Annotated in this window: 11 protein-coding genes; 6 read left to right on the forward strand and 5 right to left on the reverse strand. The window is 41.4% G+C overall.

Translation table 11 applies throughout. The features are described 5' to 3' along the window. Positions 1-5: 5 nt before the first annotated feature. From AB5754_RS05875 to AB5754_RS05885, 3 genes are all read left to right on the forward strand, one after another. A complete protein-coding gene (locus AB5754_RS05875; protein ID WP_368251584.1) occupies positions 6-749 on the forward strand; it encodes an amino acid ABC transporter ATP-binding protein in 744 nt (247 codons plus the stop codon). Positions 750-920: 171 nt separating this feature from the next. Continuing rightward, the gene (gene brnQ / locus AB5754_RS05880) at positions 921-2264 is read left to right on the forward strand and encodes a branched-chain amino acid transport system II carrier protein (protein ID WP_368251585.1); all 1344 of its coding nucleotides are present in this window, start codon (positions 921-923) and stop codon (positions 2262-2264) included. 174 nt (positions 2265-2438) lie between these two features. After that, the gene (locus AB5754_RS05885) at positions 2439-3938 is read left to right on the forward strand and encodes a helix-turn-helix domain-containing protein (protein WP_368251587.1); all 1500 of its coding nucleotides are present in this window, start codon (positions 2439-2441) and stop codon (positions 3936-3938) included. A gap of 396 nt (positions 3939-4334) precedes the next feature. Here AB5754_RS05885 and AB5754_RS05890 read toward each other — a convergent pair whose 3' ends face one another. The 4 genes from AB5754_RS05890 to AB5754_RS05905 are packed head-to-tail and all read right to left on the reverse strand — an operon-like array spanning position 4335 to position 6562. Next, entirely contained in the window at positions 4335-4880 is a 546-nt protein-coding gene (locus AB5754_RS05890) for a cysteine hydrolase family protein (RefSeq protein WP_368251588.1), read from the reverse strand. A 35-nt stretch (positions 4881-4915) separates the two neighbouring features. Then, on the reverse strand, positions 4916-5611 hold the full coding sequence (locus AB5754_RS05895; RefSeq protein WP_311833940.1) for a 5'-methylthioadenosine/adenosylhomocysteine nucleosidase: 696 nt from the start codon (positions 5609-5611) through the stop codon (positions 4916-4918). 38 nt (positions 5612-5649) lie between these two features. Beyond that, positions 5650-5991: a cell wall synthase accessory phosphoprotein MacP gene (gene macP, locus AB5754_RS05900; RefSeq protein ID WP_368251589.1), complete on the reverse strand. Its 342-nt coding sequence runs from the start codon at positions 5989-5991 to the stop codon at positions 5650-5652. Beyond that, positions 5984-6562 carry an NUDIX hydrolase gene (locus AB5754_RS05905; protein ID WP_311833938.1) on the reverse strand — a complete coding sequence of 193 codons (579 nt, stop codon included), beginning with the start codon at positions 6560-6562 and terminating at the stop codon, positions 5984-5986. Before AB5754_RS05905 ends, macP begins: the two co-directional genes overlap by 8 nt. Positions 6563-6832: 270 nt before the next feature. Between AB5754_RS05905 and AB5754_RS05910 the strand changes: the two genes are divergently transcribed. Genes AB5754_RS05910 through AB5754_RS05920 form a run of 3 tightly spaced genes read left to right on the forward strand, consistent with a single transcriptional unit; the run spans position 6833 to position 9057 of the window. After that, a complete protein-coding gene (locus tag AB5754_RS05910; RefSeq protein ID WP_311833937.1) occupies positions 6833-7504 on the forward strand; it encodes a 5-bromo-4-chloroindolyl phosphate hydrolysis family protein in 672 nt (223 codons plus the stop codon). Between the two features lie 43 nt (positions 7505-7547). Continuing rightward, positions 7548-8747 carry a toxic anion resistance protein gene (locus AB5754_RS05915; protein WP_368251590.1) on the forward strand — a complete coding sequence of 400 codons (1200 nt, stop codon included), beginning with the start codon at positions 7548-7550 and terminating at the stop codon, positions 8745-8747. 31 nt (positions 8748-8778) lie between these two features. Next, positions 8779-9057 carry a hypothetical protein gene (locus AB5754_RS05920; protein WP_368251592.1) on the forward strand — a complete coding sequence of 93 codons (279 nt, stop codon included), beginning with the start codon at positions 8779-8781 and terminating at the stop codon, positions 9055-9057. 175 nt (positions 9058-9232) lie between these two features. Here the strand turns inward: AB5754_RS05920 and AB5754_RS05925 are convergent. Next, positions 9233-9999: APC family permease (locus AB5754_RS05925; protein WP_368259505.1), on the reverse strand; the 767-nt coding region annotated here is incomplete at its 5' end.

Here is a 9999-nt window from a genome sequence, read left to right on the forward strand (position 1 = left end):
AATCCATGACAGAATCTATTATTGAAATCAAACATTTAAAGAAAAGCTTCGGCGATAACGAAGTCTTAAAAGATATCGATTTTACCGTCAAAAAAGGCGAAGTGGTCTCGATTATTGGTTCTTCTGGTTCCGGTAAATCCACTTTGTTGCGCTGTATTAATCTACTGGAAACCCCCACTAGTGGCGAAATTTATTTCCAAGGCGACAATGTTCTTTCAAAAGGATACAGCCTGACCAAATACCGCACGCACTTAGGGATGGTTTTCCAATCCTTTAACCTGTTTAACAATTTAAATGTCTTGGACAACTGCACCACTGGCCAAATTACCGTCTTAAAACGCAACAAAGAAGAAGCCAAAAAAACTGCCCTTATCAACTTGGAAAAAGTCGGTATGGCTAGTTTCCAAAAGGCCATGCCTGCCCAACTTTCCGGAGGGCAAAAACAACGGGTAGCACTCGCCCGGGCATTGTCCATGGATCCTGATGTGATGCTCTTTGACGAACCAACTTCTGCTTTGGATCCTGAAATGGTAGGAGAAGTCTTAAAAGCCATGAAAGATTTAGCTCACACTGGCTTGACCATGGTGATTGTCACCCATGAAATGGCTTTTGCCAAAGATGTTTCTGACCGAGTGATTTTCATGGACAAAGGCGTTATCGCCGAAGAAGGCAGCCCAGAAGAAATCTTCGGGGCACCAAAAGAAGCCCGGACCAAAGAATTTTTGCACCGGGTGTTGGAAAGCGAGTAACGTAAAACTTAAGTAGTAAATGGGCAAGGATTTTCCTTAAGAGGGAATCCTTGCTTTTTGATTTTGTCGCTAATTTTTGCTTTTACTGGTCAAAAATGATTGTCATCTGCTTTTGTATCTGTTATTTTGTTATAGATTCTTTACTTAAAATCCCCTTATAAGGAGTTCTCTATGGAAAAAAAATTACGCTTTAGTGATTATTTATTTGTTGGCTCCATGCTCTTTGGCTTATTTTTCGGTGCAGGTAATTTAATTTTCCCTGTGCACATGGGGCAAGAAGCTGGCAGTAATGTGTTTATGGCTAATTTAGGCTTTTTAGTAACCGGCATTGGCTTGCCTTTTTTAGGGGTGATAGCCATTGGTGTCTCTCGCAGTAACGGTCTCTATGATTTAGCCACCCGCATTCATAAGACTTATGCGCTGATTTTTACCGTCCTTTTGTATTTAGTTATTGGGCCCTTCTTCGCACTGCCTCGGCTGGCTACCACTTCTTTTGAAATTGGTCTGGCACCTTTTTTACCAAAGGAAAATCATCCCCTCTTTTTGGCCTTATTCAGTCTCTTATTCTTTGTGGCTGCTTGGGCTTTTTCCCGAAAGCCTTCGAAACTCTTGGTGTATGTGGGCAAGTTTTTAAATCCCGTCTTTCTCGTATTACTAGGTGTACTCTTAGCCTTTGCTTTTTTCAAACCACTGGGAAGCATTAGCGGGGCTACTGTTCAGCCCGCTTATCAGCAAGACGTCTTTATCACTGGCTTTACCCAAGGCTACAATACTTTAGATGCTTTGGCTTCTTTAGCCTTTGGGATTATTATCATCAATACGCTAAAAGGCATGGGCGTGCAAAAACCGGCAACCTTAGCGATTGATACAGTTAAATCTGGCTTTATCAGTATCTTACTGATGGGAATCATCTATTCTTTACTTGCCTTTATGGGCACCATGAGTTTAGGGCGTTTTGATTTAAGTGAAAATGGTGGCATTGCCCTAGCCCAAATTGCCAAGCACTACTTAGGCACTGCTGGCAGTCTCTTATTGGCTTTAATCGTGATTATCGCGTGTTTAAAAACGGCTATTGGCTTGATTAGCGCTTTTGCAGAAACCTTCGTGGAGTTATTTCCCCGCCGTAGCTATTCTTTGTTTGTGGCAATCGCCAGCATTTTACCTTGCTTATTTGCCAATATAGGTTTGACCAAAATCATTGAATTTTCCACACCAGTTTTAATGTTTGTTTATCCTTTAGCCATTACTTTGATTTTATTGGCATTGTTTGGTCCTTTATTCAAACAACGAGCTAGCGTCTATCGCATGACTACCTTTTTCACTTTGATTGCGGCCATTTTTGACGGACTAAATGCCAGCCCGGCGATTATTCGTGACACTTCCCTGGTGCAAAATTTATTGGGACTAGCAGAAAATTATTTACCTTTCTTTGCTATCGGCATGGGTTGGATTTTACCGGCTTCAGTGGGCTTTATTCTAGGCCTTGTTTGGAGTGTATTCAAAAAAACTGCATAAACGAAACTTAGGCGCTTCTGATTGAGGCGCCTTTTTTATGTCTTGAGAGCAAAATCCCATTGTAACGCACTTGAACATTGCCCAGTCACTTTTGATAAAGGATGTTATCAACTGACAGTTTTTACAAAAAACGATACAATAAGGAAGACGAGGACTGGATTGGAGGCTGTTTTTATGCATTATGAAGAATTACTCATGGATTCGTCTACTTTATTAAAATATCAACTATTTAAAAAAATTATGTACTTGGCAAGTCCTAGTTATCCGATTGCCCAAATTGCTTCAGAAATGAATCTGAATTATCAACAAACTGTTATTGACTTGACTGAAATCGACCGGGAATTAGCCCAACTAAACCCTGAACATCAGTCTATTTTGTTGCGTGCTGGAAAAATCAACAGTCAAAATCTTTCTTGCACCATTGATGACTACCGTTATCATTTGCTGAAATCTTCAGTGCCGTTTCAATTTGTTTTGTATTTCTTAAACGAAGAGCATCCCACGATTGATGATTTTTGCATTCGCTACAATTCCAGCCGCTCCACTGTTTCTCGCAAAATCGAAAACTTAAAACGTTACTTAAAGCAATTCAACTTGCGCTTTACTTATACCGAAGCCGGCATGGCTGGGGATGAACGCTTGATTCGCCTGGCTCTCTTTAATATTACTTGGCTAGGGGTAAAAGGAGTAGTCTGGCCATTTCCTGCTATGGAGGAAAGAATCGCTGAAGAATTGGTGGATCGTTTTGCTCCCCACTTTCCTCTAGCCAGAACCTATATCGGGCGCCACGAATTAAAGTTTTTAGCCGCCGTTTCTTACTTGCGCATAAAAAAAGGCAATTATGTACGCTTCGATAAGGCCTATACTTTCTTAATAAAGGACAATCCTTATTACGATCCTGATATTTTAGACGACTGGGATCACTTTGAGTTGAACTCTCGCCAGAAACGATTAGAGACTTATTTCGGCTATTTTCTGTCTCATATGATTCCTTTTTACACCATTGCTGACGATCCGGCATTGCTTCACACTTTACAGGATTTTGCTGAAAGACCAAACCCGGTATATCTATTAGCCCAAGACTATTTAGCTTGGGCCAAAGAACACTTTTTCCAAGGATACGAAGAAGTGTTGGATCAACCTACGATTTTAGGAAACTTGCTAAACATCGGCTTTGGCTTTTACACAATTAAACATCCTTTCCCTAATATTCCACATATTCTAGGGCGAGAACAAGCTCCTTTGCAAAGTTTACGAGAACTCCGGAAAAGTGGGCAGGAATTTTTAACGGAAATTAGCAATCGGGCTGACTATCAGTCCTTCTTAACGCCAGAAACGATTCCCTTAATCGCCAGCTCCTTTACCGAAATTTTGGAGCCTTTCTTTGATTGGAAAAAAGTCGCCACCAAGGTAAATGTCGGCATTGCCTTAGAACACAACTATTTGTTGATTACCAACTTGCAACGCTTTTTGGCAGACTTGAAATACGCGACTTGGGAAACCTTTAATAGTGAGCATTTGCCAGAATACGATTTGGTGATTACCTCTTCACTGATTCTCACTCGCCAATTTCCTGATGCCAAGGTCTTTTTCTGGGATCATACCGGGAGCGATCCTCAATCCATCGCTCTCTTCCAAACTTTAAATAATTTAGTCCGCCAGAAAAACAGCTAATTCTAACTGTGTAATCTTATACAGATGGTTACCTTTTGTTCATATATCCTTCACATTTTCTGGCTATAGTATATTCATACCAACAAACAACCCTAACACTTTTTCATTTTTTAACTCCTTGCCTGCCAGCCTCCAACTGGCAGGCTCTTTTTTATTTCAGCATTACTCAGACACCGTATCTTTTTCCTGAGAATTTCTTTACACTTTTGGCTTTTTCCCATCACAAAATCTTCAAATTTCTTGGCTATTCTATATACATACCAACAAACAACCCTAACACTTTTTCATTTTCTCCTCCCTCTCGCCGCCTGACCAGCGGCGAGTTTTTTTTATGCCTGAATGATCAACTCAATGACAAAAAAAGACCTCCAGCCGCAACTGAAGGTCTTTGTGAGACTAAATCATTCTCGCCCCTAATGTATTTTGAAAATGACGTAACGCCCACTCATGTCCCGCTTCATCAAAGCTAGCCACACATTTTTCGGGAATCACCAGCTGATAACCTAAATTATAGGCATCTACTGCTGTGTGTAAGACACAAATATCGGTACAGACTCCCGTTAAGTACAACTCCTTAATGCCTCGCTCTCGCAAGCGAATATCCAAATCCGTGCCACTAAAAGCGGAGTAATGGCGCTTGTCAATCCAGTAAACATTTTCCGCTTGTTCATTTTCTTGATACAAAGTGGCGAGACTACCGTAAAGGTCACGGCCCTTGGTACCAATCACATTGTGAGCGGGAAAAAGTTTATTTTCAGGATGATAGCGATCATTAGGATCATGGGCATCAATGGCAAAAACCACGTATTCTCCTGCTGTAATAAATTCTTTGGTCAATGCGACTAACTCCGTTTCAATGGCTTGGCCGGCTGCTCCAGTAGTTAATTTACCATCCGTAGCGACAAAATCATAGGTGTAATCAATGGAAATCAAGGCTTTCATCGGTTATTCCTCTTTTCTGATTTTTATTGGGCGTTTTAGACAAGATGAGTGACAAATTCTAAGACCATTTGAGCAGAACGTTTTCCTGCTTCATCGATAAATTCATCAAAGGTTTGGGCAGCTTCGTGGTCAGCAGTATCACTGATGGCCCGTACCACTAAGAAAGGAATTTGGAACAACATGGCCGTTTGAGCCACGGCAGCTCCTTCCATTTCATTGGCTAAAGCATCTGGGAAATGGTGCAAGATTTCTTTTACTTTTTCAGGGCTGTTGACAAAAGTATCCCCTGTGACGATCAGCCCTTTATGCACATTATGATTAGTAGCAGCGGCGGCTTTTTCCATTTCGCTAAGCAAATAACGACTAGCTTCAAAGTATAACGGCATTCCCGCTGGCAGCTGACCATATTGGTAGCCAAAGCCTGTCACATCCACATCAAAATAAGCCAGTTTATCTGAAAGCACGATATCGCCAACTTTTAGGCCGGCACCAATACCACCGGCTGAACCGGTGTTAATCACCATATTAACCCCATATTTTTGAATCAATAAGCTGGTAATGGTGCTAGCCGCCACTTTACCGATACCAGAGCGGACTAAAATCACTTCATGAGCGCCAATTCCTCCTGAGATAAACAAGGCGTTGGCCCGCTCCCAAGAAACGGGATGGTCTAGATTTTCTTTCAAGACTTTAATTTCTTGATCCATAGCGCCGATAATTCCAATTTTCATTTTACTATCTCCTGTCCGTTCAAATTCAATTATTATTTTTAAAGGAAGAAAGTAGCCAACATCACTACCACAATCAATAAGGAAACCACTACAATGGAACCCATTAAAAAGCCGTTTAACTCCCGAGATTTTTGATTTTCCACACTACGGGATTTTGTCAAAGGCTTTACCGTCTTTTCTTTCCGGCAAAAATTCTTTTTGACCTTTTTTTCTTCCCTTTCTGGGACTACTTCTTGTGTCAAAGGCTGTTTTTGAGTTAAGCGAGCTTTATTGGGAATCCGTGTCACATTTCTCACTGGGGGTGTTTCGGTGTTCTGACTTTCTTGCCCTTGGCGATGCTGACGCAAGGAGCTGCGGGTCACTAAGGGTTTTCTAGCCATGGTCTTCCCGTCCTTTCTTTAAAGCCAACTGCCAGTATTGCAAAGCATAAATCGTCTTCGCATCACAGATTTCTCCTTTGGCTAGGGCTTCTTGGGCTTCTTCTAAAGTCAATTCATAGACTTCAATCACTTCATCTTCATCCATGGGCTTGGGATTTTCCACTTTGACCAGCCCTTCTGCCAAATACAAATGAAGCATTTCATTGGCAAAGCCCGGCGACAAATACATAGAATCCAAATGCGTCATCTTTTCAGGACGGTAACCCGTTTCCTCTTCTAACTCTCGAGCTCCGGTGACTTCTGGACGATCTCCTTCACCAGGGTCGATTTTCCCTGCTGGAATCTCTAAAATCACTCGCTCTAAAGGTTTGCGGAATTGACGGACAAAAAGCATCTTATCCTCTGGGGTAATCGCCACAATTCCCACCCCGCCAGGATGGAAGACCAATTCCCGTTTCGCCACTCCTCCATTAGGCAAAGCTACTTCGTCTAAAGCGACTTCAATAATTTTTCCTTGAAAGAGCATTTCTCGTTTAATGGTTTTTTCTTCAAAGTTTTCAAAAGAAAGCATTTCTCTCCCACTTTCATTTTAGATTCTCACGACTTTCAATTCACACGTCGTTACTTACTAGTAGTATACACGTTTTCTAAAATTGGGGGAGTTAAAAATCCCTTGAGAACCTTATGTTTTTCCTAAATTAAAAAAATCAACCCTTAGTCTGATTTTTTTTGCCTAGCCTGCGTGCTAAAATGGTTTCGTAGACATCTCCCGGGTCCTTTGCCCGGCATTTAAGATACTTACTAATTTACTTCACTTACCTACTTTTAGGAGGATAAACTTATGAAAAAAATCATCCTGACCACGATTGGAGGACTAATCGTACTGGGACTGTTCATCGGTGCCGCCAACTCCGATTTCAGTCTTTTCCCGCTCTTGCTAGTCGCTTTTGGCATTTTTCTCGTAGTCACCGGCTTAAAGGGAAATGCAAAAAAAGGCACTACTAAGCAAGGCTTACCTCTGTTGTCCAAGGAACGAGAAGAGCATTACCGCAATACCGGCATGAGCCAAAGTGAAATTGAATATTTCCGGGATACCATGGGCATGGCCAAAGAACAAATCGAGCAATTACAAAAAAATATTAACAAAAATGCCAAGTTAAAAGCCATTGACTTACGGCGAGATACATTGCGAGCAGCAAAAGCACTGTTTAAGGAATTGGTGAAAGAACCACAAAAGCTCCATTGCGCCAATCACTTTCTCTACACTCACTTACCGAACATGGTGGATTTAACCGATAAATTTATCGAAATCAATGACCATGAAATCAAGAGTCGCGAAACTTATGAAAAAATTGAAGAAAGTGCTCAAATTATCGATCAAATGGCCTCTTTAATCGCCCAAGACTACCAACAGTTTGTGGCGGATGATTTTGAAGAGATGGATGTGGAGCTTTCCATTGCCAAACAAAGCCTAAAACGGGATAATATAAATAGTACAGCCGAAAAAATCTAGCGGTGACGCTAGATTTTTTTCGAAACAAACGGGAGGAATAACCATGACTGAAAACAATCGACCTCAGCAAAATGTGGATTCTGCATTAGAAGACTTACTAGGTACCCCTTTTTCTACACCGGTGGGCGCCTTAACTGAAACCCAACAAAATGAAATCAATGCGCTAAAAGAGCAGCAACAAGCCGATCGATTAGTGGACAAACTGCCACCGGAGCGACAAGAACAAGCCAAAGAATTAGCCGAAAAAATCGATGTTACCGACCAACAAGGAGTCATCACTTATGGCGCCGTGGCCCAACAAAAATTAAGCGAGTTTTCCCAGTCCATGTTAAATCATGTACAGGCCAATGATATCGGTCCTGTAGGCGATAGCTTAACCGAGCTGATGTATCGCTTAAACGAAGCCAATCCAGATGATTTACGGGCAGGAGAAGGCAGTTTATTTAAACGGATGTTTGGCAAAGTGAAACAATCCATTTATGAAATCACTGCTAAATACCAAAAAATTGGGGCCCAAATCGATAAAATCGCCGTTAAACTGGACAAAGAAAAAAATGGCCTCTTAAAAGACAACTTAATGCTTGAACAGCTTTACCATAAAAACAAAGACTACTTTGAAGCGTTGAATATCTATATTGCCGCCGGGGAATTAAAAGCAGAAGAATTAAAAACTACCATCATCCCCGAAGCAATGGCAAAAGCCCAAGCCAGTGGCGATCAAATGGATGTTCAAATCGTCAATGACTACAGCCAGTTTTTGGATCGCTTAGACAAACGGACCCATGATTTGCGCCTTGCTCGCCAAATCACCATCCAACAAGCGCCCCAAATTCGCTTGATTCAAAATACCAACCAAGCCTTAGCTGAAAAAATCCAAGCATCTATTAACACCGCCATTCCATTGTGGAAAAACCAAGTGGTGATTGCCTTAACCCTCCTTCGTCAAAAAGATGCGGTAACGGCACAACGGCAAGTTTCTGAAACCACTAATGACTTATTGAAGAAAAACTCTGAAATGCTAAAAGTTTCTGCCATTGAAACAGCTAAAGAAAACGAACGAGGCATTGTGGATATTGAAACCTTGCAAAAAACGCAAAACGACTTGGTAGAAACCATCCAAGAAACCTTGCGCATCCAACAAGAAGGTAAGGAAAAACGCCGAGCTGCCGAAATCGAATTAGGCAACATGGAAGAAGATTTGAAGAACAAACTGTTAGAAATGACAACCGGTCCAAAACGCTAAACTGACTTTTCCATCAGGGGGGGGATGGGGCATGGAAAAAGAACGAAATCAAAAAAGCGTCCCGAAAGCTATCAAGGCAGAATATACATCCGGCATTTTGAAAGTTCGATTTGACAATCAGGTGGAACGCTACCTTAAAATAAAAGTGGATCCACCTACTAAAATCAGAATTAATCCCTTAAAAAACCTGCCCGAACCGGTGACAATTGAAACAGATGGCTCGATTACTTTTGATGAAAATAATCATTTTACGCCTCAAGAGCTGTGGGAAAAAGGCCAAGTTAGTTTAAATATTCGACCTTATGTTTAAGACAGAAGTCCATGAAAGACGAACACTCGTCTTTTTTGGACTTCTTTTAATTTGCATTGCTTATTTTAGCTGTTTTTCTGCTATGATAAAATTGGCTCTTTACCAACACTAGTTGTTAAAGAGCGTAAATAAAAAACGACAATCTTCTTCAACCATGAAGAAGATTGTCGTTTCTTTATTTTTGATTTAAAGCACTGTGCTGATACCCGTAAAAAACATAAATCAATAAACCGATTAAGACGGTAATACCAAAGACAATCCAGGTAATCCCCTGAAGCTGCAACATTAAAAAAACACAACTAGCCACAGACAGCAATGGTAAAACAGGCACAAAAGGTACTTTGAATTCCCCTTTTCGAGGTGGGCCCATGGTTTTTCGCAGTTTCAACAAGCCCAAGCCCATTAGCGCCAAATAAGACAACGCCACAATATTGGTCAATTCTGCTAAAATTTCTAAAGGAAAAGCTGCAGCAAAAAATAATGAAACCACACCGGCTACAAAGGTCGCTTTTTTGGGAGTTCGATGTTTAGGATCAATCTCTTGCATAAAGCGAGGCAACAGGCCGTCTTTACTCATAGTGTAAAGCAGCCGCGCTAAGGAATACATCATAGAAATCGTCACTGTCAGCAAGGTTAAAATCGCCCCAATGGCAATCACACTACCGAGAAAATCATGACCTACGTACCGCATGGCAAAGGCCACAGGATCGGTGACGTTTAATTTTTCGTAAGGGACGATTCCCGACATGATTAACGTCACCACAATATAAAGCACGGTAGCGATGGCAATGGAACCGATAATCCCCCGGGGTACATCTCGCTGAGGATTTTTTACTTCTTCAGCAGCCATGGAAACCGCATCGAAGCCTAAAAAGGCAAAGAAAACTAACGCTGCCCCATCAAAAATTCCTTTAGCACCAAACGGCGTGAAAGGCTGCCAAT

The organism is Enterococcus sp. 2201sp1_2201st1_C11_2201SCRN_220225, assembly GCF_040925905.1.
Lineage (GTDB): Bacteria > Bacillota > Bacilli > Lactobacillales > Enterococcaceae > Enterococcus_C > Enterococcus_C asini_A.